22 protein-coding genes and 1 pseudogene are annotated in these 26,396 nt (G+C 49.0%); 19 read left to right on the top strand and 4 right to left on the bottom strand.

What is annotated here, in order from left to right:
* Positions 1-101: 101 nt before the first annotated feature.
* From B5F53_RS13100 to B5F53_RS13110, 3 genes are all read right to left on the bottom strand, one after another.
* Entirely contained in the window at positions 102-1,838 is a 1,737-nt protein-coding gene (locus tag B5F53_RS13100) for an ABC transporter ATP-binding protein (protein ID WP_087224158.1), read from the bottom strand.
* Entirely contained in the window at positions 1,835-3,577 is a 1,743-nt protein-coding gene (locus B5F53_RS13105) for an ABC transporter ATP-binding protein (protein WP_087224160.1), read from the bottom strand. The genes B5F53_RS13100 and B5F53_RS13105 overlap by 4 nt, the downstream gene beginning before the upstream one ends.
* A 106-nt stretch (positions 3,578-3,683) precedes the next feature.
* Positions 3,684-4,310 (bottom strand): TetR/AcrR family transcriptional regulator, encoded by a 627-nt coding sequence (locus tag B5F53_RS13110; protein ID WP_087224162.1) that lies wholly within the window; start codon positions 4,308-4,310, stop codon positions 3,684-3,686.
* 167 nt (positions 4,311-4,477) lie between these two features.
* Here B5F53_RS13110 and B5F53_RS13115 point away from each other — a divergent pair, with 167 nt between their 5' ends.
* From B5F53_RS13115 to B5F53_RS13175, 13 genes are all read left to right on the top strand, one after another.
* Entirely contained in the window at positions 4,478-5,326 is an 849-nt protein-coding gene (locus tag B5F53_RS13115; protein ID WP_087224164.1) for a class I SAM-dependent methyltransferase, read from the top strand.
* A gap of 71 nt (positions 5,327-5,397) precedes the next feature.
* The gene (locus tag B5F53_RS13120) at positions 5,398-6,096 is read left to right on the top strand and encodes an ABC transporter ATP-binding protein (protein WP_087224166.1); all 699 of its coding nucleotides are present in this window, start codon (positions 5,398-5,400) and stop codon (positions 6,094-6,096) included.
* Positions 6,097-6,107: 11 nt separating this feature from the next.
* A complete protein-coding gene (locus B5F53_RS13125; RefSeq protein ID WP_087224168.1) occupies positions 6,108-8,333 on the top strand; it encodes an ABC transporter permease in 2,226 nt (741 codons plus the stop codon).
* A gap of 12 nt (positions 8,334-8,345) precedes the next feature.
* Positions 8,346-8,963: an L-2-amino-thiazoline-4-carboxylic acid hydrolase gene (locus tag B5F53_RS13130; RefSeq protein ID WP_087224170.1), complete on the top strand. Its 618-nt coding sequence runs from the start codon at positions 8,346-8,348 to the stop codon at positions 8,961-8,963.
* A 71-nt stretch (positions 8,964-9,034) separates the two neighbouring features.
* Complete coding sequence (locus B5F53_RS13135; RefSeq protein WP_087224172.1) at positions 9,035-9,646, top strand: class I SAM-dependent methyltransferase; 612 nt, start codon at positions 9,035-9,037, stop codon at positions 9,644-9,646.
* Positions 9,647-9,775: 129 nt separating this feature from the next.
* Positions 9,776-10,339 (top strand): alkyl hydroperoxide reductase subunit C, encoded by a 564-nt coding sequence (gene ahpC, locus B5F53_RS13140; protein ID WP_087224174.1) that lies wholly within the window; start codon positions 9,776-9,778, stop codon positions 10,337-10,339.
* A gap of 11 nt (positions 10,340-10,350) precedes the next feature.
* Entirely contained in the window at positions 10,351-12,009 is a 1,659-nt protein-coding gene (locus B5F53_RS13145) for an FAD-dependent oxidoreductase (RefSeq protein ID WP_087224176.1), read from the top strand.
* Positions 12,010-12,331: 322 nt separating this feature from the next.
* Positions 12,332-12,922, top strand: a complete 591-nt coding sequence (locus B5F53_RS13150; protein WP_087224178.1) for an MptD family putative ECF transporter S component — start codon at positions 12,332-12,334, stop codon at positions 12,920-12,922.
* Positions 12,922-13,641 carry an energy-coupling factor transporter transmembrane component T gene (locus B5F53_RS13155; RefSeq protein WP_087224180.1) on the top strand — a complete coding sequence of 240 codons (720 nt, stop codon included), beginning with the start codon at positions 12,922-12,924 and terminating at the stop codon, positions 13,639-13,641. The genes B5F53_RS13150 and B5F53_RS13155 overlap by 1 nt, the downstream gene beginning before the upstream one ends.
* A gap of 11 nt (positions 13,642-13,652) precedes the next feature.
* Positions 13,653-15,116, top strand: coding sequence for an ABC transporter ATP-binding protein (locus B5F53_RS13160; RefSeq protein ID WP_087224182.1), 1,464 nt, complete (start codon positions 13,653-13,655; stop codon positions 15,114-15,116).
* Between the two features lie 7 nt (positions 15,117-15,123).
* A complete protein-coding gene (locus B5F53_RS13165) occupies positions 15,124-16,080 on the top strand; it encodes a helix-turn-helix domain-containing protein (RefSeq protein ID WP_087224184.1) in 957 nt (318 codons plus the stop codon).
* Between the two features lie 109 nt (positions 16,081-16,189).
* Complete coding sequence (locus tag B5F53_RS13170; protein ID WP_087224186.1) at positions 16,190-17,974, top strand: ABC transporter ATP-binding protein; 1,785 nt, start codon at positions 16,190-16,192, stop codon at positions 17,972-17,974.
* A 1-nt stretch (position 17,975) separates the two neighbouring features.
* Positions 17,976-19,733 (top strand): ABC transporter ATP-binding protein, encoded by a 1,758-nt coding sequence (locus B5F53_RS13175; protein ID WP_087224188.1) that lies wholly within the window; start codon positions 17,976-17,978, stop codon positions 19,731-19,733.
* 15 nt (positions 19,734-19,748) lie between these two features.
* Here B5F53_RS13175 and B5F53_RS13180 read toward each other — a convergent pair whose 3' ends face one another.
* Positions 19,749-20,714, bottom strand: coding sequence for a helix-turn-helix domain-containing protein (locus B5F53_RS13180; RefSeq protein ID WP_087224190.1), 966 nt, complete (start codon positions 20,712-20,714; stop codon positions 19,749-19,751).
* 222 nt (positions 20,715-20,936) lie between these two features.
* Here B5F53_RS13180 and B5F53_RS13185 point away from each other — a divergent pair, with 222 nt between their 5' ends.
* The 6 genes and pseudogenes from B5F53_RS13185 to B5F53_RS13210 all read left to right on the top strand — a co-directional run bounded on the left by B5F53_RS13185 (position 20,937) and on the right by B5F53_RS13210 (position 26,391).
* A complete protein-coding gene (locus tag B5F53_RS13185; protein ID WP_087224192.1) occupies positions 20,937-21,518 on the top strand; it encodes an MptD family putative ECF transporter S component in 582 nt (193 codons plus the stop codon).
* Complete coding sequence (locus B5F53_RS13190) at positions 21,518-22,255, top strand: energy-coupling factor transporter transmembrane component T (RefSeq protein WP_087224194.1); 738 nt, start codon at positions 21,518-21,520, stop codon at positions 22,253-22,255. Before B5F53_RS13185 ends, B5F53_RS13190 begins: the two co-directional genes overlap by 1 nt.
* Positions 22,256-22,260: 5 nt before the next feature.
* Positions 22,261-23,820 (top strand): ABC transporter ATP-binding protein, encoded by a 1,560-nt coding sequence (locus B5F53_RS13195; protein WP_087224294.1) that lies wholly within the window; start codon positions 22,261-22,263, stop codon positions 23,818-23,820.
* Positions 23,821-23,953: 133 nt separating this feature from the next.
* Positions 23,954-24,325: pseudogene (locus B5F53_RS13200) on the top strand (metal-dependent transcriptional regulator).
* A gap of 354 nt (positions 24,326-24,679) precedes the next feature.
* The gene (locus B5F53_RS13205; protein WP_087224198.1) at positions 24,680-25,666 is read left to right on the top strand and encodes a helix-turn-helix domain-containing protein; all 987 of its coding nucleotides are present in this window, start codon (positions 24,680-24,682) and stop codon (positions 25,664-25,666) included.
* Positions 25,667-25,788: 122 nt separating this feature from the next.
* A complete protein-coding gene (locus B5F53_RS13210; protein WP_087224200.1) occupies positions 25,789-26,391 on the top strand; it encodes an MptD family putative ECF transporter S component in 603 nt (200 codons plus the stop codon).
* Positions 26,392-26,396: the final 5 nt, after the last annotated feature.

Raw genomic sequence — 26,396 nt, forward strand, 5'->3', positions numbered from 1 at the left:
ATTGAAACCGCCGTGTACCGAACGGTACGCACGGTGGTGTGAGAGGACGGGAGCTAATCACTCCCTCCTACTCGATTGAGAGAAGTTTCTTTATTTCCTTTTTACTGTGCCAGCTTCCAGCCGGTGGCTTCCCTGCGGGCGGTAAGGAAATCGCGGTACAGGCCGGGTTTTTCTGCCAGTTCCTGATGGCTGCCCTTTTGTACAATCCGGCCGTCGTCCAATACCAGGATCTGGTTCGCCTTCTGTACGGTTTTCAGCCGGTGGGCGATCATGATGATGGTCTTATCCTTCATCAGAGCTTCCATGGCCTTCTGCAGCTTATCCTCGTTCTCAGGATCCACGTTTGCGGTGGCCTCGTCAAAGATGATAATGGGCGCATCCTTTAAGATGGCCCGGGCAATGGAAATCCGTTGCTTTTCACCGCCGGACAGGGTTGCCCCGCCTTCGCCGATGACCGTATTATAACCATCGGGGAGAGAACGGATGAACTCGTCGCAGCAGGCCTTTTTCGCCGCCGCTACCACCTCCTCATGGGTGGCATGGGGGCGTCCGAACTTGATATTGTTCTCAATGGTGTCGGCAAAGAGATATACTTTTTGAAAAACCATGCTGACCTGATTCATCAAAGATTCCAGAGTATAATCCTTCACATCGGCGCCGCCGATACGGACAGAACCGCTGTCCGCATCCCAGAACCGGGCGATCAGGCTGCACAGGGTCGTCTTGCCAGAGCCGCTGGGGCCTACGATTGCCGTGGTGGCCTTATCAGGGATCGTAATGGAGACATCCTTCAGGATAGGCTTGCGGTCGTAGGAAAAGCTCACATGTTCAAAGGCGATGTCATGCTTCTTTGGTTCCATGTCTTTCCCGTGTTCATCCATCTCCGGAATACGGTCTACCTGGTTCACATGGTCGATGGAGCTTCCCACCAGGCGCAGGGCAGACACGCCGCTTCCTGCGGACTGGATTTGGGAGAAAATCAGGAAGGACACCACAACTGCCATCAGGGCATCGGCCAGCGTCATAGTTCCATTTAAGCAGAACAGCACCGCCGCGCCAAGGATCAGGACGCCAAACAGGTGGAGGATCATCTCCTGGGCCATGGTGTAGGGGGTAAAGAGCCTCTCAATAGCCAGGTTGTTGTCGCGGCTGTCCGTAATGGCTTTCCGTACCCGTTTGTCACCCTTGCCGGTGAGGTTGAAGGATTTGATGACGCTCATCCCCTGAAGCTGTTCCAGCACCGCTTCCACCAGCTTTGCCTCCCCTTCCTGCCGTTTGGGCGCAAGGCTGGCGGAGCGTTTTTCCATGGCGGAGAGAATCAGCAGATAGAAAACCATTCCCAAAAGGGCCAGAAAGCCAATGCGCCAATCCCATGCCAGCACAAACAGGAACATCACAAGGGAGTTGATGAGGCCGCCTAAAATACTCACCAGCACCATGGGTCCGGTGCTCTCCACCTCGTCTAGTACGGTGGTGGTAATGCCTGTCAGCTCCCCCAGGCTCTTGTCATTGAAATATCCCATGGGGATCCGTTTCAGCTTGTCGCCGATGGCAATGCGCCTGTCTGCCACCATGAAGTAGCCGGCGTGGGTCTGCTGAAGCTGGGTAAAGCGGTTGAGAATGGCCCGGCCCAAAATGCTGACGGTCAGCAGCCCCAGTGCCTGCCATGCGGGCGCAGAGGAAACCGTACCGTTTACCAGCGCCAGAATAATCACATAAATGGCGGAAATCTGAAACATATGGAAGATGGCGTAGAAGAAACCGCCGATCATGGACTTTCGGATGTTTTTCTGCTCCTTCCCGGCAAACCGCCAGATTTTTTTCAATACTTCAATCATGCTGCGTCACCGTCCTTTGCGCCGATGTGGGCCTTCCACATCTCCTGATACAGTTTACTATGTTCCAAAAGCTCCTGATGGGTACCGCTGCCGGTGATCTGGCCATCAGCGACAAGAAAAATCTGGTTGGCGTCAGTGATGGTAGAGAGCCGGTGGGCGATCACAATGACGGTTTTCCCTTCCACCAGACGGGCCACGGCCTGCTGGATGATCGCTTCGTTTTCCGGGTCAATGTAAGCGGTGGCCTCATCGAGGATGACAACCGGCGCATTTTTTAACATGGCCCGAGCAATGGCGATCCGCTGCCGCTCCCCGCCGGAAAGGTGGGCGCCGCCTCCGCCGACCATCGTGTCATAGCCTTTTTCCAGGCTGCGGATAAAGCGGTCACATCCGGCGGCCTTAGCCACCGCTTCCACCTCGGCGTCACTGGCGCCGGGCCTGCCCATGCGGATATTTTCCCGCACCGTATCATCGAACAGATAGTTGTCCTGAGAGACAAAGGCCACTTGCCCGTAGAGCTGGGGCAGCGGGATTTCTTTTAAATCATGGCCGCCCAGGGTGATGGAGCCCTGTTTCACATCCCAGAAGCCGCCGATGAGCTTGGCAATGGTGGATTTTCCGGAGCCGCTGGGACCCACAAAGGCCGTCATGGTTCCTGACGGTATGGAGAGAGAAACATCGTGCAGGATTTCTTTGTCCTCGTGATAACCGAAGGAAACGTGCTCCATGCGGATATCCGGGGAGCCGGGCATCACTGGCTGCGTTCCATGGTCCTGTTCCTCCCCGCCAAGAATGGAGTCCACCCCGGCTACAATGGTTCCCACCTTTGCCAGGCTGTCCACGAAATCCATGGCGGCTAACAGCGGCCCGGCGACTCCCAGGGAGAGAATAATGGTGGTGAGGAAGGTTTCCACAGAGAGGCTGCCGCCCTGATGCAGGAGCCACCCCACAGGCAGAATGGTAATCATCGTCGTTGGGGCCAGCACGCGGGATATGGAAACGGGCATCTGGCAGCTCTTCATCCAGTGATAAAAATAAGAGGCGTTCTCCCTGACCCGCTCGGAGAATCTGGCGTATGAATTTTTGCCCTGATTGAATGCCTTGATGACTTCGATACCGCCGATGTATTCCACAATAGCGGCGTTCATGGCCTGGGTGACCTTCACAGAGCCTTCATACTGTTTTCCGTAATTTTTCATAACAGCCATCATGAAAGCCATCCCTACGGGAATAGAAACAAGGGAGAGCAGCGCCATCCGCCAGTCCAGTATGAGCAAGTAGATTAAGATGCAGACGGGGCCGAAAATATTGGCTGTCATTTCCGGCAGCAGGTGTGCCAGCGGCCGTTCCATACTCTCCACCTGATCCACGATGATCTGCTTCATCTGGCCGCTTGGGGTGTCCATGACGGTACCCAGGGGCATTTTCGGCAGCTTTGCAAGAAGCTGCTCCCGGATACTTTTGAGGATAGAAAAGGTTGCCCTGTGGGACATGGACAGGGCCAGCGAATAGAGGACGGCCCGCAGCAGGAAGCCTGCCAGGGCTAATCCGCACCACAGGATATAAAACGATGGTTCTGCCTTTTGGCTTAGAAGGCCGATAATGACCTGAGCCGCTGCAAAATAGGGCAGCATCCCACACAGTACGCCGACGGCGGCGGACAGAATTGCCCGGATCAGGCCGCTGTGGTAATCTTTCCCCAGTTCCCAGAGGCGGAGCATAGGGCTTTGTTTTTGCATATAGATTCCTCCTTTTTTAGTTAGTTTTTGCTAACTTATAGCAATATAAAAAGGCTGCCTGAGGCGCCAGACAGTGCAGCCTGAGTTACTGTTCAGATTTATCGGATTACGGTTCTGTGGCGTTGAAAATGGTGGAAAAGCCCTGCATATGGTAGCGGTTTAACAGCCGGAGATATTTGACGGCAGATGCCTTATCCATGCCGTGGCGTACCACCTCAAACATACCGTTAAAGTAGGCAGTAACCACGATGTGGACAAATTCCTCTGTTACCAGGCCGGATTTGACGCTCTCGCAGCCAATGACCTCCATATATTTATAGGTGTAGTCCACCTCAATGTCCACCAGCCCATCCAGAAAACGGGAAAACTGGGTACCCTCCGCACAGTCCAGAAGCAGCCGGAACTCATCAAAGTAATCGTAAATATAGTCCAGCATTTCCATTTGGTGTAAAGAAGTATACTGACCCATTTCAGCGCGTTGGACATCCTCGTCCAAGGTGTGAAAGGCCTCCTGGATTTCCAGGAACATCTGTTTTAAGCCGTTTGCCGCAGGTTCTGCAATGGCGCGAAAGAGCCCTTCCTTATCCCCAAAGCGGGTGTAAATGGAGCCTGTGCTAGTGCCCGCTTCCTGGGCAATGGTACGCAGGGAGGCATCCTTATATCCCTTTTCCAGAAATTCCTCTTTGGCGCATTGAAGCACCGCCTCATAGACGCCTTCAATCTGCTTTGCCATGTATTCACCATCCTTTTCAATTCAAAACGCTGTTTCATAACGATGTTTTGATTATAATCTTTACGTTTTGGTTTGTCAATAAGAAACTTGGAATTGACAGATTAGTTTGCACTAACTATAATAAAAGTGGATTAGTCTGGCACTGGGAGGACTCAAGGAGAGAGAAGATGGAACGATATAAAATTGAAAAGAATACCGTACAGGAAACGTTGATCATCCCGCTTTATGGACGGAAACTGTGTTCAGAGAAATTTCCAGAATTGTTTCAGGACAAGACGGCAGCAGCGTTGCTGGAAAAAATCGATTATGATTTTTTTGCACTGGAGAAGAAATCCAAAAGCCTGATGCAGGTGTTCGGCGCGCTGGAAGTGGCCATGCGCCAAAGCGACCTGCAATGGGAAGTACAGGATTACCTGAAATCCCATCCTGAGGCTGCGGTGATCAATCTGGGGTGCGGGCTGGATAACACCGGGCGGGTCTGTGATAACGGGTACTGTAAGATTTATAATGTTGACCTGCCGGATGTGATTGAGCTTCGTAACCGGCTCTTGCCTGCAGGTGAACGGGAGAAAAATTTAGCTCTGGACTTAACCGATTTTCACTGGATGGAGGCTATCGACGCGGATCCTGCCAAAGGAACGGTTCTGTTTGCCGCCGGGGTGTTTTACTATTTTCAAACAGAAGCTCTGAGGAAGCTTTTTCCGGCCATGGCGGTGCGGTTTCCCGGCGGGCGTCTGGTCTTCGACGGCGCCAGCCCGGCGGCGGTAAAGCTGATGCTGAAAACATGGATAAAGCAGGCTGGTATTCAGGATGTGGGAGCTTATTTTTCTGTGCGTGACGCTAAGGCGGAGCTGGGGCCGTGGTCAGACCGGTTTCGGGTCACTGCCCGGGGATATATGCTGGGGTATCAGAAGCTGGATGACCCGGCGGTAAAGCCCATTCACCGGCTGCTGGCAAGGATAGCGGATAACCGGATGAAGCTGCAGATTGTACGGCTGGATTTTGTTCGTTCGTAAGATCAAGGCGGCTGGATATAGAAAAGCGCAATGAGCGGGCTGAAAAATAAGAGAATAGAAGGAGAGAGCATATGTTTATAGAGCTGAAAAATGCAGTCAAACGTTATGGAAAAGGGGAAACGGAGGTCTATGCCCTGGATCATGCAAAGCTTTCACTGGAGCAGGGTAAAATCTGCGTCATCTTAGGCCCGTCCGGGTCGGGCAAAAGTACGCTTCTTAATATGCTGGGCGGTCTGGATACGCTGGATGAGGGCGAGCTTACTGTGGCGGGGCGGAAGGTCGCCGGGCTCAGCCAGGATAAGCGGACCAGATACCGAAAGGAGGACGTGGGCTTTGTCTTTCAATTCTATAATCTCATCCCTGACCTTACGGTGGAGGAAAATATTGAGGTGGTGGCGGATATTTCCCAGCAGCCTCTTTCGATGGATGAAGTGCTTAAGGCTTTGGATATTGAAAAATATCGGCATCGGTTTCCAAAGGAGCTTTCCGGGGGACAGCAGCAGAGGGTGGCAATTGCCAGAGCGATGATCAAAAATCCCAAGCTCCTTCTCTGCGACGAGCTGACCGGCGCGCTGGATACCCGGTCTTCCAGACAGGTGTTAAAGTTTGTGGAGAAGATGAACCGGCAGTTTGGCACAACCATTCTTATTATCACCCATAATGAAGCCATCGCGGACATGGCGGATCAGGTAATCCGCCTGAGGGATGGTCAGGTCGTGGAAAGCCGGAACAATGAACAGAAAACCGCCGCCGAAAATCTGGCATTGTAGGAGGTGGGGAGATGAAGCTGAACAGGCGATATACCCGGAACATCCGGGAAAACCTTTCTTTTTACATATCCTCCACGGTGCTGACTGTGGTAACGCTGCTTTTATATTTCCTGTTTAACATTGCGGGCAATGCGATTTTGGACTTCGGCGACGAGTTTTTTGCGCGGAATAAAGTGGAAGATGCCCATTTTTTTACTTATCTGCTAATTCCCGATGAAGCGCTTCCCAGGCTGGAAGAAAAATACAACCTTACGCTGGAGGCCCAGCGATATATCAATATCGAAACGGACGGCGTGACGGCCAGGGTATTCAGCCGGACAAAGGAGATTGATCTGTACGAGATCACTGTGGGAAGAGACGTTTCCGCTGATGATGAAGCGGTCATTTCCGAGGGCTACGCAGTGAAAAATGATATTGCAATCGGAGACACCATCAAAATCGGTGAAAAGGAATATACGATTACGGGCTTCATGCAGCGCCCGGACTATCTGTATATGCTGGAGAATGAGGACGATTCTTATAAAAATATCACAACCTTTTACCTGTGCTATGTGAGCGACGACGCTTTTGAGGCTTTGAATGCGTCAGGGGTGCAGTATCTGGTGCGTTACGGGGAGGATTCCGACAGCGCCGCCTTCCGCAAGGCGGTGCATGAACAGTATTATATGCGCTCCTATACTGCATCCGGCGAAAACAACCGAATCCTGATGGTGGATCAGCAGGCAGAGCTGTTTATCGTTATGTCCTATGTGCTGCTGTGCGTCCTGCCGCTGATCGCGGTGGTACTGGTCAGCATTATCATCAGCCGCAAGGTAAAGTCGGAGCAGCGGATGATCGGCACGCTTTCGGCGCTGGGTTATACAAAGAGGCAGCTGATGCGCCACTATGCGGGTTTTGCCGTTTTGCCGGGACTGGTGGGCGGCGTGCTTACTGCCGTGCTGTCCGCCGTGTTCGCCCAGCCGCTCAGTGAAATGGGGCTGCAGGATTACGAGCCCATGCGGATTTTGGGTCACCTGAACCCGGTGGATGCCGTATTGGGGGTCGTGATTCCTACGGCGCTGTATGTGCTGGTAGCGCTTCTTTCCGTGCGGAAGCTGTTGAAAAGGGATACTGTGCTGCTCTTAAACGGCAATGCGGATGGAGGAAGGAAGAGGCTGCGCCGTGTGCTTGCCAGTCGCAGGCTGAACTTCAGGACAAAGTTTGCCGTTCGCTCCATGCTGGGTAATCCTATGCGCAGTTTTGTGGTGCTGCTGGGCGTGTTACTGGGCAGCTTTATCATACTGCTGGGGCAGGGGTTCTTTGATTCCATCGACCGGATGGGGACTGTGGCGGCAGATACCCTGGGAAGCTTTGAGCATGAGTATATTCTGAACGAATTACTGGAAGACAATCCTTACGGCGGTGAAACGCTGCTGGTTTCTTCCATGGAAGATGAAAACGGAGCTGCTTTTTCTGTGATCGGTACGGCGGACAATAATCCCTATTTTTCGCCGACAGACGTGGAAGGCAATCCTGTCTCTGTTGAGGACGGTTACTATATTACCAGCCTTGCGGAGCTCACGCTGGGGTGGCATACCGGCGATACGGTAACTGCGTACAATCCTTTGTCCATGGAAGAATATAGCTTTACAGTGGAGGGCGTGCTCCGGAACAATGTGCAGAAGGCGGTTTACACCTCCAAACCCCTTGCGGCGAAGCTGACAGGGCTGGATAAGGGCAAGTTCAACGCAATCGTCAGTGGGGAGAAGCTTTCCATACCGGAAGCAAAAATCGCCCAGGAGGTACTGCGCACGGACATCACCGACCAGGCCAGGGCTATGACTGGACAGATGACTTTCCTGCTGGAAATAATCATCGGGCTTGGAGTCATCATCTGTGTGGCAGCTGTGTATGTGGCGGTGAATATGCTGGTGACAGAAAGCCGGAGCAACATTTCCATGCTGAAGGTGCTGGGATATCAGGACAGGCAGATTGACCGCATTATATTATCTGCTCATCATGTCCTGCTTCCTGTCGGAATATTACTGTCCATCCCGGCAGCATATGTTGTTGGCAATGCTTTTTTCCTGTTGATGGTGGATTATGACGTGATGCTTGTTGACATTTATATTGAACCGCTGAGCTATGTGATTTCGATTGGGCTTACGGCGCTGTGCTATTTTGGTTCCCTGTGGCTGCTGCGCCGAAAGGTAAAGAAAGTGGACATGATCGAGAGCCTGAAGGATAATAGAGAATAGTGAGGAGAAATAATGAGGTACGGATTTATGCAGCGCGCGATGTGGATAGCGTTTCACAGTTCTTTTAAAGAGGCAATCAAGACAGTTCTTGACGAAAAAGACGCAGATAATGTTATGAAACGTGCAAAGAAAAAATACAGGGAAATTCTCAATGGCGTAGACGAGTTTGACAAGGGAAGCCGCTTCCTCACAAACATTTTAAACTGTGCAATGCTGTCCGCTGTGCTGCTTTGCACAGAGAAAAAATATGATGCAGAAACCGTCCGCATCTATTACAAAACGGCGATGGATAATAAAATCATGCGCAAAGTAGTGGTAAGTGAAAGAAACTACACGGAAAAGGGGCGGGCAAGGTTAAAGGCCTTTGCCAGGAAAAGCCAAAGCATTACTAATCCTTATGACTGGAAATTCACAGTGGAGGACGGTGAAACGATCAATCAATACACCGCTACTTTTTACACCTGCGGCATCTGTACGCTGATGAATCGATTAGGGCTTTCTGAGTACATTCCTGCCGTGTGCGCTTTTGACTATGATATGGCGGCAATGAACCATACGAAATTTACAAGAGAGTTTACCCTCGCCGCCGGCGGCCCATACTGCGATTGCCATTATGACCATAGTAAGTGACACGTTTGGGTTTATTAATAATCGTCTTGCGGTATTTCAGTGGGGCGGATCGATAGAAAGAGAGTAATGCGATGGGATTTTTTGAAAATACACGCAGGCCGAAAGGTTTCGGCGGAAAAATCATGGTAAAAATGATGAACAGTGGGCACAGCAAACTGGCGCATTGGGGATTTTCCAAAATTTCAGTAAAGGAAGATGCAAAAATATTGGACGCAGGCTGCGGCGGCGGAGCCAATATCGCGCTTTGGCTTGAGAAATGCAAAAACGGTCATATAACAGGAGTCGACTATTCAAAAGTCAGTGTGGAAGAATCCAAAAAGCGAAACAGCGCCGCGATCAAACAGAACCGCTGTGAAATTGTTCAGGGCAATGTGGCGGGAATGCCGTTTGCAGACAGCACCTTTGATTGTGTATCTGCCTTTGAGACGATTTATTTCTGGCCCGATCTAAAGATGTGCTTTGGGGAAGTATATCGTAGTTTGAAGAACGGCGGAATCTTTATGATATGCAATGAGAGTGACGGAACGAATACTGCCGATGAAAAATGGACGGAGAAAATCGGCGGGATGAAAATCTATGATAAGGAACAAATCTGCACCGCGCTGAAATCCGTGGGTTTTTCAGAAACGAAAAGCTTTTCCGATGAAAAGAAGCATTGGCTGTGTATTCTGGCAAAGAAATAAATACGATATGCTATGCGTGCGATGAACTGTATTCCTCATATTGATGGTTGACAATGTCACGCAGGTATGATATTGTAAATTCATAAGTTAGTTATAACTAACCAAAATGCAGAAAAGGAGGTACATTTTATGTCTTTAATTGGTAAAGAAGTGGTAGATTTTAAGGTACAGGCCTATCAGGGCAACGAATTTAAGGAAGTAACGAAAGCGGATATTCTTGGAAAATGGTCGGTGTTTTTCTTTTATCCGGCGGATTTTACCTTTGTGTGCCCCACCGAACTGGAAGACCTGGCAAATAAATATGAAGATTTTCAGAAGGTTGACTGCGAGATTTATTCGGTGTCCTGTGATACGCATTATGTACATAAGGCATGGCATGACGCATCCAAGACCATCCAGAAAATTCAGTACCCGATGTTGGCAGACCCTACGGGCGTGCTGGCCAGAGGTTTTGATGTGATGATCGAGGAGGACGGCGTTGCGGAGCGGGGCAGCTTCATCGTGAACCCGGAGGGAAAGATTGTGGCTTATGAAGTGATTGCAGGAAATGTAGGAAGAAATGCGGACGAGCTGTTTCGCAGGGTGCAGGCGTCACAGTTTGTGGCGGAGCATGGGGACGAGGTGTGCCCGGCAAAATGGCAGCCGGGAGCTGAAACGTTAAAACCCAGTCTGGACCTTGTGGGGCTTCTCTAGGAGGAAAAGCGATGACAGAATCTCATGCAAAACAGCATGCGGGAGAGCTCTATGACGGGATAGTGATCGGCGGCGGCCCTGCGGGGCTGACCGCCGCCATTTATCTGTCCAGGGCAAAATACCGTGTGCTTGTTATTGAAAAAGAAAAAATAGGCGGCCAGATCACCATCACTTCCGAAGTGGTAAATTATCCCGGCGTGTTAAAGACAGACGGAACCCATCTGACAGAAAATATGAGAAAGCAGGCGGAGTATTTCGGGGCGGAGTTTCAGTTGGCAGAGGTAAAAGAACTGGAGCTTTCCGGGGATATGAAATCTGTAGTCACGGATAAAGGAACGTTCCGGGGGCTGGGGCTCATTCTTGCCACTGGAGCCAGCCCGAGACGGATTGGTTTCAAGGGGGAAATGGAGTTTCGGGGCCGTGGAGTGGCGTACTGTGCCACCTGTGACGGCGAGTTTTTTACAGGAATGGACGTATTTGTAATCGGCGGCGGTTTCGCTGCGGCGGAGGAATCTGTTTTTCTGACGAAATACGCCAGAAAAGTATACCTCATGATTCGAGGAAAAAAGTTTAACTGTGCGGATTCCGTTGCGGAGGAGGTCATTGCCCATCCGGATATAGACGTCCACTTTGAGACGGAGATTAAAGAAGCTGGCGGGATCGGGAAACTGGAATATGCTATCTTTGAGGAAAAAGGGAAACAGTGGAGATATAAGCCGGAAGAGGGAAAAGGATTTGGTATTTTTGTGTTTGCAGGATATGAACCGGCCAATGCGCTCTTCAAAGATAAAGTAGAACTGACAGAGAATGGTTATCTGGTCACAGATATGAACCAGAAGACCAGTGTGGAGGGCGTGTACGGAGCCGGGGATATCTGTGTGAAAAATCTCCGGCAGGTGGTTACAGCGGTTTCTGACGGTGCGGTGGCAGCCACTTCTATGGAGAAGCATATTTCCGCCTTATACGAAAAACTGGGCCTTGAAAAACGGGAGGTTCGGCGGAAGGAAGAAGCGCTGGAGGAGGATCCCCACAACAAAACGGACGAAGAGGATTCGGGAGGGTTTTTAAGCAGCCAGGTAAAACAGCAGCTGGCTCCGGTGCTGGAGCGCCTGGAGAGAGAAATCACTCTGGAGTTTTGTACAGATGACACTGCAATCTCCCGTGAGGTAGAAGGATTTGGTCGGGAAATGGAGAGCCTTTCCCCGAAAATCAAGTGTATTTTCCGGAAAAAGGAAAGCGGGGCCCCAAAAGACGAGATGGAATATCCGGCAATCTGTATCTGTGATGGGAAGGGAGAGTATCTGGGGACATCTTTCCACGGTATACCGGGCGGACACGAATTTAATTCTTTTGTGATTGCTCTTTATAACGCCGCAGGGCCGGGACAGCCCATCGCCCCGGAAATACTGGAGAAAATCCGTTCCCTGCAGTCGGAGCACCGAATCCAGGTGGTTGTTTCCCTGTCCTGCACCATGTGCCCGGAGCTGGTCATGGCCGTACAGCGTATCGCGCTGGAATCTCGGAGCATTACAGCGGACATTTACGATATGGCGCATTTTCCGGAACTGAAAGAACGCTATCAGATTATGAGCGTTCCTTGTATGGTTATAGACGGAGAACAGGTTTACTTTGGAAAGAAAAGCATTGAAGAGGTGCTTGGGCTGCTTTAGCGTCGAATGTCGGTAATTTTACAGAATTTTCTTTCCATAAGGAGGTATTTGGATAAACAGGCAAAAAGCGTATACCGAAAGGTGTGCGCTTTTTTTACAGGTTGATTGCCAGAAAAATAGCCTAAACTGCGGCTTTCCGGTCAAGTGAATGCCGTGTCATGCTCGGTCATCCAAAAGCAAAACCAAATGGAGTATTTTTGAACTATCCAGAGTAGCAGAAACTATTTGGATTGTGATAAACTCAGATTATGCGAAATCCTGTTTCGCAAATTTTTAAATGCGAGGGTTAGTCAAATCTAACCATGATGGAGGTATGTAGAGAATGGAAGCGAAAAGCAACAAATTACAGGCGAAAGACCTTATCAACGTAGGTATTTTTACCGCCATTTATTTTGTCCTTTTCTTTGCTGGCATGATGTTGGGGTATATCCCGATTTTTATTCCGCTGTTGGGATTGGTGTGCCCCATCTTGTGTGGGATTCCTTTTATGCTGTATTTAACGAAGGTCAAGAAGTTTGGGATGGTATCCCTGACCGGCATCGTCCTTGGTTTGCTGAATTTGATTATGGGCAGCGGTGTTCTGGTTTTTATTGCTGGAGTGATTTTTGGCGTTCTGAGCGACCTGGTGTTAAGGGCAGGCAAATATCAGAGCTGGAAATGCACTTTCATCGGGAACGGTATTTTCTCCCTTTGGATCATGGGATATGTGAGCCGTATGTTTTTGACTCGTGACGTTTTCTTTTCTTCATTGGTCAGCAGTTACGGGCGGGAGTATGTGGATACGCTCATGTCCTATACCCCCGGCTGGATGTTCCCTGTTTTATTTATGCTCACCTTTATCGGCGGCATTTTGGGCGCACTTCTTGGCAAGGCGGTCTTGAAAAAGCACTTTGAAAAGGCGGGGATTGCCTGATGGATGCGGCGCCTGTGGAACTGAAATTTGAAAACAAAGCCGTCATCCCAACCGATCCGCGGACAAAATTATTTTTGACCGTAACAGTCAGCACGATTATGATTACGGGAGGTACAGGCGGATTTATGAACCTGATCCGCCCATGCCTCATGGCGTGTCCGATTGCTTTCCTGCTTCTTTCCAGGAGATGGACAGCCGCAGCCAGATTTGCAGTTACATACGCTGTTTTATTTGTTTTGGAATTGACGGTGCTGCCGCTGCTTACCGGAATATGGAACTTTATTCTGGGAGCCGCAGTCGGGATTTATACGCACATGCTCCCTGGATTTATTATGGGATACTATCTGGTGAGTACCACGACAGTCAGTGAATTTGTGGCAGCTATGGAACGTATGCACGTTCCCCAAAAGATTGTCATTCCGGTGTCTGTGGTGTTCCGGTTTTTTCCGACAGTGAAAGAAGAATATGCAGCCATACGGGATGCCATGAAGATGCGGGGCATTACCACGTTTCGCAGTCCTATGAAAATGCTGGAATATCGGGTAGTTCCTCTGATGGTGTCAGTTGCCAAAATCGGAGAAGAATTATCCGCCGCAGCTCTTACACGGGGCCTTGGAGCGCCGGGGAAGCGGACCAACATTTGTAACATCGGCTTTGGCCCACTGGACATTTTCTTCTTCCTGATGGCGATTCCCTGCTGGTACGGTTTCTTTATCTGAGGAGGGTGTCTATGATTGAACTTCGCAATATCAATTTCCGCTATGTCAAAGGAACAGAAGTCGGCGGGCTTATGGACATCGACCTTACCATCCCGGACGGGCAGGTTATCCTCCTGTGCGGACAATCCGGCTGTGGAAAAACCACCCTGACCCGATTGGTAAACGGGTTGATCCCCCATTATTATGAAGGAGAATTGAGAGGGGAGGTCTTGGTGGATGGAAAGAATATCCGTGAGCTTCCTCTCTATGAAACAGCAAAATATGTAGGGAGTGTTTTTCAAAATCCCCGCACCCAGTTTTTTACGGTGGATTCTACCAGCGAGCTGGCCTTTGGATGTGAGAACCAGGGGCTCCCTGAAGAAGAAATTATCGAGCGAGTGAAAGCGACGACCCGGCAGTTTGGCATGGGAAACCTGATGGGGAAAAATATCTTTTCCCTGTCCGGCGGGGAAAAGCAGAAAATTGCCTGCGCCTCAGTATCTGTCAGCGATCCGTCCATCATTGTCATGGATGAACCTTCCTCTAACCTGGATGTGTCGGCCACAAAAGATCTGCGCAGGATGCTCCGGATTTGGAAACAGCAGGGAAAAACGGTTATCATAGCCGAACATCGGCTCTATTATCTGAAAGAACTGATCGACCGGGTTGTTTATTTGAAGGATGGAAAGATAGAAAAGGATTATCCGGCTATTGAGGCGCTTCAATTATCCGCGGCACAGCAGGCTGAAATGGGGCTGCGTCCTTTTGAACTTAACATGTTCCCTGTGACAGCGCGTCCTGCCGCAGGCAGTGGCTTCATTGAATGTGAAAACTTTCATTTCGCCTACCCAAAGCAAAAGGATGCGCTTACGATCGACAGGCTTTCGCTGCCTCAGACGGGGATTATTGCGGTAATTGGCCATAACGGTGCAGGAAAATCTACACTGGCACGCTGCCTTTGCGGATTGGAGAAGCATTGCAAAGGCATTGTGAAAGTGGACGGAAAACCGTATAATAGAAAGCAGAGGCTATCCCTGTGCTATATGGTCATGCAGGATGTCAATCATCAGCTGTTTACCGAAAGCACAGAAGAGGAATTGCTCATCAGTATGGAACAGCCGGCTCCTGACAAGGCAGCTGCGGTTCTGGAGCGATTGGACTTATTGCCGTTTAGAGAACGGCATCCGATGGCGCTCTCCGGCGGTCAGAAGCAGCGGGTAGCCATTGCTGCCGCACTTGTTTCCGGGCGCAAAATTTTAGTGTTTGACGAGCCTACCAGCGGCCTGGATTTACAGCACATGAAAGAAGTGGCTGACGAACTTGCGGCGATACAGGAGATGGGCAAGACATCTCTTGTCATTACCCACGACTATGAACTCATTGTCAGCTGCTGCACCCACGTCCTGCATTTGGAGCAAGGGACAGTGCAGGAACAATATGCACTGGATACCGAAGGACTTGGACGCCTTAAGGACTTTTTCATAGAATCGAGGTGATTCTGGTTTGAATAGAAACGATTTGTTCTTTTCTCAGCAAAATATGAATTTACTCTGCCGGGATGAATCCTGCTCTGTCTACCAGATGAAAAACGAAACAGGAGACGGTACGGCAACTTTCTATGAAGTGTACCCTGGAATTGGGGTTATGTATAATGATTTTCATATGGAGCGCTGCCCGTCCAGGAAGTTTGAAAATAATCCCCACACCTTTGCGATCCACCATTGCCGGGAAGGCCGTATCGAGTGGGAGGTCCGCAATGGGGCTTATCTTTATCTTGCGTCCGGAGATATTATGTTAGATAATTCCGTAACGGAAAACAATCACTGCAGCTTTCCCGGCAGCCATTACCATGGAATCACAATTACAGTTTCTGTTCCGGAAGCACTAGAGGGTGCTGGCGATCTTTTGTCCGTATTTTCCATTGATCTGGAACAGATCGAGCAGCAATTTGCCTTAAAAACACGCCCCTTTATTATGCATGGAAACTTGGTGCCGGATCATGTGATTTCAGAATTGTATCAGGTGCCGGAGAGTATTCGTCTGGAATATCTCAGGGTCAAGGTGTTAGAGTTATTGGTTACACTGAGAACAGTGAACCCTGCAGCCTTGGGAGTGGAGCGCCCCTACTTTTACAGAACGCAGGTGGAAAAGGTCAAGGCGATCATGGCGTTTATGACGGGAGAGCCGGAGCGCCATTTCACGATGGAGGAGCTTTCCGAAAAATTTGATATTTCCGTTTCTGCCCTGAAGCAGTGCTTTAAGGGCGTGTACGGTACAGCGATTTATACTTATATGCGGAATTACCGTATGGACCTGGCGGCAGCGCTCCTGACACAGACAGATGAGCCGATCACAGTCATCGCCGGAAAAGTTGGCTATACGAACACCAGTAAGTTTTCCGAAGCGTTCAAAAAGGTAAAAGGAAAAACGCCGCTGGCATATCGAAAAATAAAAATCTAAATGGAGTAAAATCAGGCCGGGCAGAGTGGCAGGCAAGGTAAATATCTGGAATACTTAGAGAGTATCAAAGGGATTGATACTCTCTAAATTTTTTCTGGGAGGAAAGAAAATGAAGCATAAAAGCTGGATTTCTACTGTATTTTCCTTTGCCTCACAGTGCAGGGGCAAGATTATCCTGTCCGTCTTATGCGCGATCATCAGCGTGGCCGCCGGACTGATACCTTATTGGAGTGTTTACCAGATTATCACGCTTTTTATCGGTGGTTCGCCTGTGATGGCAGAGGTTTGGAAATGGTGCTGGCTCGGGCTTAGGGCTTATGCGATACGCTTCCTGCTCTATGGTATTTCAACGAGCCTGTCTCACATTTCTGCCTATACGATTTTGGAGAATATTCGCCTGGCCCTTGCCCGGCGGCTGATGAAAGCGCCGCTGGGAACGGTCATGGGTGAGTCTGTGGGAAAACTGAAAAATGTGTTGGTAGACCGGGTAGAAACCATTGAGCTGCCGCTGGCGCATATGATTCCGGAGTGTATCGCGAACCTGCTGCTCCCTGTTGCGGTCTTTCTTTATCTGGTATGGATTGACTGGCGCATGGCGCTGGCTATGCTGGCAACCATTCCCTTTGTTCTGATTGCTTTTGCTGTGATGATGAAGGATTTTAACAAACTCTATGCCGCCTATATGGAATCCAGCAATTATGTGAACAGCGTGATCGTGGAGTATGTGGAGGGGATTGAAGTCATCAAGGCGTTTAACCAGTCCTCCAGTTCCTATGAGAAATTTGCAAAGGCGGTGCAATCCTTTAAGGATTACACCCTCAAATGGTATCAGAGTTCCTGGAAAGTCATGAACTTTGTCTCCGCTGTGCTGCCGTCCACTTTTTTGGGAACCCTTCCCATCGGTATGTACCTTTACCGGAGCGGGAGCCTGACTCCCCAGGATCTTACAATGTGCCTGATCCTTTCTCTGGGAATTGTAGGCCCGCTGATGAACTTTACAACCTATGTTAATGAGACGAAGGCGATTGCATACGCCGTACATGATGTAGATGAGCTGCTCCATGGGGAAGAACTGCCTGATACCGGCAAGCCGGTGGAGGTGTGTTCTAAAGACATCCAGCTTCAGGACGTTTCGTTTTCTTATACCCTGAAGGGTACCGTTGGCAAAGAGAATGGGAAACAGGTACTTTCCCATATCAATCTGACAATCCCGGAAGGAAAGTTTACGGCGCTTGTGGGCCCATCGGGCGGAGGAAAATCGACCATCGCCCGTCTGATTGCCCGTTTCTGGGATGTGGGCGGTGGGAAGATTACCATCGGCGGCGTAGATATTCGGAACATGCCGCTGTCCCAGCTTGCGGATATCGTCAGCTTTGTTACACAGGACAATTTCCTGTTCAACTGCTCCATCAAAGAAAATATCCGTCTGGGAAATCCTGATGCTGCGGATGAAGAAGTCTATGCGGCGGCGAAAGCGGCCTGCTGTGATGAATTTATACGGAAACTGGATCATGGCTACGACACCATGGCCGGAGATGCCGGGAACCGGCTGTCCGGCGGCGAAAAGCAGCGCATTTCCATTGCCCGTATGATTTTGAAAAATGCCCCTGTTGTCATTTTGGATGAGGCGACGGCGTTCACTGACCAGGAGAACGAAGAAAAAATACAGCAATCCATCGCTGCATTGACGAAGGGAAAAACACTGCTTGTCATCGCACATCGCCTGTCCACCATTAAAAATGCAAACCAGATTGTTGTTTTGAAAGACGGGCAGGTTGAGAATGTCGGAACCCATCAGCAGCTCTTGGAGGAAGATTCCCTCTATCGGGATATGTGGGAGGCACATACCGGAGCGCAAAATTGGTCTGCCGGTTCCGGGAAAGGGGGCGACTGACATGTTTCGCATTGTAAATCGACTGATTCAATGGACAGGAAAATATAAAAGGCGTATTTACATTGGCTTTATTTATGCTTTCATTCACAGTATTTTTACCGCAATTCCTATTATGCTGGCTGCGGAGGGATTGAGTGCCGTACTGGATGACTTTAACGGCGCTAAGGCCCTGGAGTTTGAGGATATCTGGCTCATATTTGGCGCAATGATCTTGGCCGTACTGGGCCGATACCTGTTTTCCTATCTCCGGGCTGTGACGCAGGAAAGTGTCGGTTACGAAGCGACAGCCGATGAGCGGATGCGGCTGGGGGATATTCTGAAACGGGTGTCACTGGGCTTTTTTAGCAAAAATAATATGGGCGAGCTGACAGCGGCTGCAACGACTGACCTTTCGTTTATGGAGATGTATGCCATGAACATGGTCAACACCGTGGTAAACGGTTATATCACAGTGATCGTCCTGATTCTGTTTCTCGTGTTTTACAGTCCACTTGCCGGCGGGATTGCTTTGGTTGGCGTGCTGCTGTCTGCCCTGTTCCTGCATCTGTTGGAGACACGCAGCCGTCAAAATGCTCCTGTCCATCAAAAGGCGCAGGACGATATGGTAGAAAGCTCCATTGAGTATCTGCGCGGCATGCAGGTAGTGAAAGCCTTTAAGCAGGAAGGAGTGTCGCTCACCGGTATCCGCAAAGCATACAGTGACAGCAGGAAAATCAACATCAAGATTGAAACAGAATATATGCCTTTTAACTGCCTGCACCTGTTTTCCCTGAAAGCAGCCTCTGTCGCTATGGTTGCTGCAGCCGCATGGCTGACTTACCGCGGCAGTATGGCGCTTCCTACGATGCTCATGCTGGATATGTTCTCGTTTATGATCTTCGGGAGTGTGGAAACCATGAATAATGCCGCCCATGTGCTGGAGGTTATCGATGCTACTTTAAATAAGCTGGATGGCATGGAAGGCGCAGACATCATTGACAGGGACGGGAAGGACATTTCCTTGGAGAATACGGACATAGCGTTCCGTAATGTGACTTTCTCTTATGATAAAGTGCCTGTTCTGCAGAATATCAGTTTTTCCATTCCGCAAGGCAGTACGACAGCCATTGTGGGCCCTTCCGGCAGCGGCAAGACTACCATCTGTAATCTGATCGCCCGCTTTTATGATGCGGACAGCGGAGAAGTGACGGTGGGTGGCACGAATGTGCGGGACATGACCTGTGACAGTCTGCTGCGAAACATCTCCATGGTTTTTCAAAAGGTCTATCTGTTCCACGATACCATTGAGAACAACATCCGTTTTGGAAATCCGGGGGCAACACAGGAAGAAATCATAGAGGCGGCAAAAAAAGCCCGGTGCCATGACTTCATTATGGCGCTACCGGACGGCTATCAGACTATGATTGGCGAGGGCGGCTCCACACTTTCCGGCGGCGAAAAACAGCGTATTTCCATCGCCCGCGCCATATTGAAAAACGCGAATATCGTTATTCTTGATGAGGCTACGGCAAGCATTGACCCCGAAAATGAGCATCTGATCCAACAGGCCATCAGTGAGCTGACTGTCGGAAAAACGGTTATTGTCATTGCTCACCGTCTGGCAACGATTGAACATGCCGACCAGATCTTAGTGGTAGATAAGGGGCGGCTTGTGCAAAAAGGAACGCACCAGCAGCTTGCCCGGCAGGAAGGGCTGTATCGCCGGTTCATCGCAATCCGTGAGCAGGCAGAGGGATGGAGCATTGCCTGCAAGCAATAAAGCCCGGCTTTTCCATTAGCTTTTTTCCAAATTCTTTGACCGCCGGTATTCCAGCGGAGATAAACCAGAGTGCTTTTTGAAAACAGCAGCAAACTTTCCCTGATTGGAATAACCAACCTGCTCTGAGATTTCAGCAATGGGCCGTTTTGTGTCTGTGAGAAGCCTGGCCGCTTCATTCATACGGATTTCGCGTAACCAGCTTGATACGTTTTGTCCATACACGCCGCGAAAGTAATTTTTAAGGCTGGTTTCGCTGACAGAAAAGCGTTCCGCAATCTGGCGTACCGGGATATGCTGGCGGAGATCATCAGAAAGGATTGCAGCCGTTCTTTTTGCAAGTTCTACCTGCGTTTCCGTATAGAAGCCGCAGGACTTTGGAAGACGGACTTCCATGTTAAGGAGCCGATGGATTAGCTCCAGAGTATAGATTTTCAGATGAAAGGCAGAGGGCCGTTCCGCAAAACACCAGAGTTTTTGAAAAATGCACTCTAATTCACTGTCTGCTTCGTTGATATAAGTGTTATGTTTTTGGCAGTATTTTTCTTCCAACTGGCCGGGCTCAATGGAAAAGGACTTCATCAGTTCCTTGCAGGACTGCAGGAGAAGCGCAAGGTCAAAGTATATCTTTATTCCCTGATATTGGTTTGTAGGAAAAATGTACTCTTTCTGTGCTGTCTGCCTGCTGATACAAAAATCATTTTCCTTCAGGTAAATGTAAGAGCCATCGTCCAAAAGCAATTCGCTTCTGCCGGAAACACAATAGTTTATCAGCAATGGCTTTAACGTAGAATTTGCATCAGACTCCGGCCAGACAGGGGCATTTACAAAAATAAAAGCCAATGTCAGTCCTGGAAAGAGCGTGTGGAATGTCATGCGCCCCTTTCCCTTTGCCTGCTCTAAAAGCAATTCACTGCTGTTTGGACTGTTTTTCAAAGACACACCTGAAACGGAAGTGCTGTTTTCCAAAATGCTATATATCATATCACGCAACTGCTTCGCCCCTTTCCTTACATAAAGTCGTTGATATTATTATACCGGCGCAAAAATTTCTGGTCAATGAGTTTTCCGTCTAAACGAAAAAACTCCTTGCTATACGGGCCTAAAAAACTGATATGTGCATAGAAGCCTTCTTTAATGTGTGCTACTATTAGAATTGGTTAGCAAAGTCTAACCAAGAAAGCAATCATATTAGGAGGTTTCGCAATGAACAACAAATTGCAAGGAAAGGATCTCATCAACATCGGTATTTTCACGGCGATTTATTTCATCGTCATTTTCGCGGCGGCATCCATCGGTTTCATCCCGATTTTCATTCCGCTTATCAGCGTGATCGTGCCGCTTGTCGGAGGTATTCCGATGATGCTGTTCTTCTCCAAAATCAAGAAATTCGGTATGCTGACTATCTGCGGTGTGCTGCTCGGCATTATCATGCTGCTGACTGGTATGGGCTACTGGTGTATTCCCACGGGACTGATTTTCGGCCTGATTTCTGATTTCATGCTGAAATCCTGCGACTATAAGAACGCAAAACGCGGAGTTTTGACTCATGGCGTTTTCTCTATGTGGGTGATTGGCGCGTTCATTCCCATCGTAGTGACACGGGACGCATATTATCAAAGTCTGCTTCCCGGATACGGTCAGGAGTATGCAGATACACTTATGGCCTATATGCCCGACTGGATTTTGCCTGTGTTGTTAGTCGCTTCTTTTGTCAGCGGCCTTGTGGGTGGCTTGATTGGACGGAAGATTTTCAAAAAGCACTTTGAGCGGGCGGGAATTGTATAATGAACCGCGAACTTCTCGCAAGCCAGAAAGAGAGCAGCGGCATTGTGTTAGACCCACGGACAAAGCTGGCGGTGCTGATTACGGTTGCCGTTTTTATATTAGGCGGCTCGTATGAAGGGATGATGCAGTATTACATCATTGTGCTGGCTGCCATCCCGTTGCTGCTTTTACTTGCCGCAAAAAAGTGGAAAGGTTCCATACTCTACATAGTTATTTTTAGCGGCAGCCTGTGTCTTGAAATGTTTGGCCTGTCCCGGCTGACCGGCGTTGCAAACTATATCGCGGTAGCGATTGTTGGGATTTTGCTGCGGTTTACGCCCAGCGTTGTCATGGGATATTTTGTAGTGACAACAACAACGGTCAGCGAATTTGTGGCTGCGATGGAGCGGCTTCACCTGCCACAGCAGATTACAATCCCTATGTCTGTGATGTTCCGCTTTTTTCCTACGGTCGCAGAAGAATGGAGCGCCATCGGGGATGCCATGCGGATGCGGGGCGTCCGTTTTGGCGGCGGAAAAGCCGGGGCGATTTTAGAATATCGCATGGTTCCTATGATGATCTGTTCTGTTAAAATTGGCGAGGAGCTATCCCAGGCTGCGCTTACGCGGGGCCTGGGCGGGCCTGTCAAGCGGACAAACATCTGCAAACTGGGCTTTCATGCGCAGGATATTCTTTTTTTGTTAATTTGTATTGGTGCATTTGCAGCGCAAATCTATGTGCTGGCGGTAAGGGGGTGATGGAAGTGATCGAATGTCGGGATGTATCTTTTTCTTATCCTGCGAATGGACTGCCCAACGGTGAAAAACAGGATAGCGGCGCTTTGAAGCATATTTCCTGTACCATTGAGGATGGAACTTTTGTCCTGCTCTGCGGTGCTTCCGGCTGTGGAAAGACCACTATGACCCGATTATTCAATGGCCTTATTCCTCACTATCACGAAGGCGTTTACGACGGTTCCGTCTTTCTGGATGGAAAAGATACGCGCGAGATGACCTTGTTCGATATATCCCTGAAAGTCGGTTCTGTGTTTCAAAATCCCCGTTCCCAGTTTTTTAACGTGGATACGACCAGCGAGCTGGCCTTTGGCCCTGAAAATCATGGTATGGCAGAAGATATTGTGCGGGAACGGGTAAGCCATGTGGCTGCACAGCTAAAATTGGAACCCTTGCTTGACAGGAGTATTTTTTCTCTGTCCGGGGGCGAAAAACAAAAGATAGCCTGCGGTTCGGCAGCGGCAGTAGACCCGGATATTTATGTGCTAGATGAACCTTCGTCCAATCTCGATACATACGCGATTGCTGATTTTCGGTTACTCCTTTCTGCCCTGAAAGCACAAGGGAAAACCGTCATTATATCTGAACACCGATTGTATTATCTGTCCGGCCTTTTTGACCGCGTCCTGTATCTGAAAGACGGAAAAATAGAGGGAGATTATACAGCGGAGGAATTTTGCGGCTTGCCTGCCGGACAGCGGGAAACTATGGGGCTGCGTCCCCTTGACCTGGCTGGTCTTTCAGAGCTGGAAGGACAGCCGCAGAGAGGAAACGGAGATGTGTGGACAATCACGGATTTTTCTTTTGCCTACAAGCATGAACCGGAAACCCTGCATATAGAAAAGGCAATCTTTCCGTCTGGAGGCGCTACTGCAATTATCGGGCATAACGGTGCAGGAAAGTCTACTTTTGCCCGCTGTCTTTGCGGACTGGAAAAACGGTGTCGGGGAATGGTGCGGGATGGGAGCCGGACTTATTCCAGAAAAGAAAGGCTGAAACTCTGTTATATGGTCATGCAGGATGTAAACCATCAGCTTTTTACGGAAAGTGTGCTTGATGAAATCCTGCTCAGTATGAAAAACGAGGATAAACAACGGGCGCGGGAAATTCTCGATGGAATGGATTTGCTTCCATACGAGGACTGTCACCCAATGGGATTATCCGGAGGTCAGAAACAGCGCGTAGCGGTTGCCTCTGCGATTGCTTCAGATCGACCGTTAATTCTGTTCGATGAGCCGACCAGCGGCCTTGACCTTTTTCATATGAGGCAGGTTGCGGGCGTGGTTAATCAGGTAGCAGACGCTGGAAAAACTGCCCTTGTCGTGACCCACGACCCGGAATTTATCTTACGGTGCTGTAATTATGTCCTTCACTTAGAAAACGGACAAATTCAGGAAAGCTATTCCATAGAGGACAGTGAGGGAAGAAAACATTTGTTGAATTTTTTCCTGAATGATACGGCTCAGGCCGCCCTCTCTGGCGACTGCACTGCCATTCATCTTGTGGAGAAGGAGGTATCCACAAAATGAAGGAGAAAAAGAAAGAGTCACCCATAGGAGTCCTGTGAGGATGGGCAAACTCAGCATAAATCTGTATGTCAATTTTGTAACAGCCAGACAGGAGACCATTAACTGAAAACTGACACAGTATAAGGAGGTCTTAATGAAACTTCATGCGTCCGGGGAGGACTATCTGGAAAGCATCCTTATTCTACAAAAGAAATTTGGCATGGTGCGCTCCGTAGATGTGGCCCGGCACATGGGAGTGTCAAAGCCGAGCGTATGTGTGGCAGTCAATACACTGAAAGACGGCGGCTTTCTCACGATGGATGAGAATCATTTTCTTCATCTGACGGATATAGGCAGGAAAGTCGCTGAAACCATTTATGAGCGTCATTGTTTTTTCACGGAGCAGCTTATCGCCGCAGGCGTTGACCCTGAAACAGCGTAGGCCGACGCCTAGCGGATGGAACACGTTATCAGCACCGAGAGCTTTTTGAGGCTGAAAGCGGCAGCTAAACAAGAGCAAGATTAGTAGAACCAATAGGGCAGACGATTCTACCTGATTTGACGGAAAAGTACTGCGGGAGGTGATCATCAGCAAAAAAGGGAAGAAATCTCCTTACAAAACAGCCGGGGACAACATCGGCCCGGTATCAATAAAATATTTGTCTGGCAGCCAAGTTCAAAAAGCGTAAATATCAGAGTAAGCACCTAAATACGGCCAGTTGCCGGAACAAGGTGCTTTTTTCTTTGTTAAAAGGGATGAAAAGGCTGCAACACTGTTTTCGTGTAAGGAAAAAGTGTTTCTCCTCCTTGACTATACGGCTGCTTTGGATATATTATTAGATTAGTAATGACTAACTATTATGAACATGGAGATGAGATCATGACGCACGGAAGCCGTTATCTCGGAAAACTTTATAACGACTTGATAACCAATTCTCCTCAAACAATTTTAATGGATATTCCATCTGATCTGGGCCGGGGGAGAATTTCTCAAACAAAAATCAAACATGGGATTATCCTTTCAGACTGGCAGATGTGCTATCAAGCAGACATGAATGTGCAGGGGCCGGTAAGCAAAGAATATATCCAAATTATTTTCTGCCTGAATGACGGCATTTCATGGGGTATGATGGATGAAAACAAATCTATCACGATTCAGAAACGGGAATCCTGTATTTATGCAGGTCATGGCGGAACGGAATATATATGCTATACAAAAGACAGTAATTTCACGTTCAAAAGTATCAAAATACCAATCACCTATTTTTCGCAGCTTCTTACCGATTACTTTGACGGGCAGGAGGCTGCCGCTTATGAAAAAAAACTTCTGAACGGAATTTCAAAAGTACCAGTAACACCGGCTATGGAACAGATTTTGGCGGAGACAAGCCAGTTTACGCAATACCGCGGTGGATTGGGTTACTTGTATCTGGATGGGAAACTGTTAGAATTGTTGTCCATTTATCTGGGTGAAGTGCTGGAACTGGACATCCTGATGGGAAAAAATATTTCCATGTCCCGAACTGAGAGAACTGCCATTATGGAGGCAAAACGGATTATAGACAGCCAGCTTGCCTTTGCTCCCTCATGCGAAGAACTTTCCCGCTTGGTTCATCTAAGCGTTACGAAATTGACACGAGGCTTCTCGTCATTTTACGGTATGCCGATCCATCAGTATGTCATTGAACAGCGTTTGGTTCAGGCGGCGCAGCTTCTTTTAGAAGGCGACTGGAATGTAAGCGAGGTTGCTGCGATTGTAGGCTATGGAAAGCCAAGCAATTTTGCGGCAGCGTTTAAGAAAAAATATGGCGTAGCACCGAAAAACTATCGTGAAAGCCGGTTTGATAATCCTAAAAATAAGCCCTGACCGTTTTTGGGTCAAAATGGGCAGGTTTTGGGTTGGATTAGTCTAAGATAACTGCTATTCTATGTGGTGTGGTTAGAAAAAACTAACTACACCACATTTTAATTCCAACAAGGAGGCAAAGCATGAAACAAAAGTTAAATGCAAAAGACTTTATTCTCATCGGTGTCCTGACTGCCCTCATGTGGATTATCTGCATGATCATCAGCACAATTATGAGCGTCGCAGGCCCGGTAACAAATGTGTTCTACCCATCGGTCGTTGCCATTCCAAATGGTATCGTGATGATGCTCTTATTGGCAAAGGTTCCGAAAAAGGGTGTGTTCACAATCTGTGCTGCAATCCAGGCAATCCTGTTCCTGCTCGTGGGCGCCTTCTGGTTTATCCCTATCGGCTTGGTAATCGGCGGTGTAATTTGTGATTTCCTGGTTATGGGCCGGAAAGAAATCACAATGAAATCCATGATGGCATCTTATGCGCTGTTCAGTGCCATTTTCGCTTTCAGCGCCATCTGCCCCATTAAATTCCTTCAGAGCGCCTTTGTCGGAGCTATGGAGAAGAACAACATCGCCCAGGAATACATCGATGGAATGTTAAATATTACTTCCGTTCCTATGCTGGTAGTCATTGTTGCCGCCGGTCTGGTCGGTGGTCTGATTGGCGGTCTGATCGGACAGAAAGCGTTGAAGAAGCACTTTATTAAGGCTGGGCTCGTTTCAGTAAAGTAACAGGA

It is taken from the genome of Blautia sp. An249, assembly GCF_002159835.1.
GTDB lineage: Bacteria > Bacillota > Clostridia > Lachnospirales > Lachnospiraceae > Blautia_A > Blautia_A avistercoris.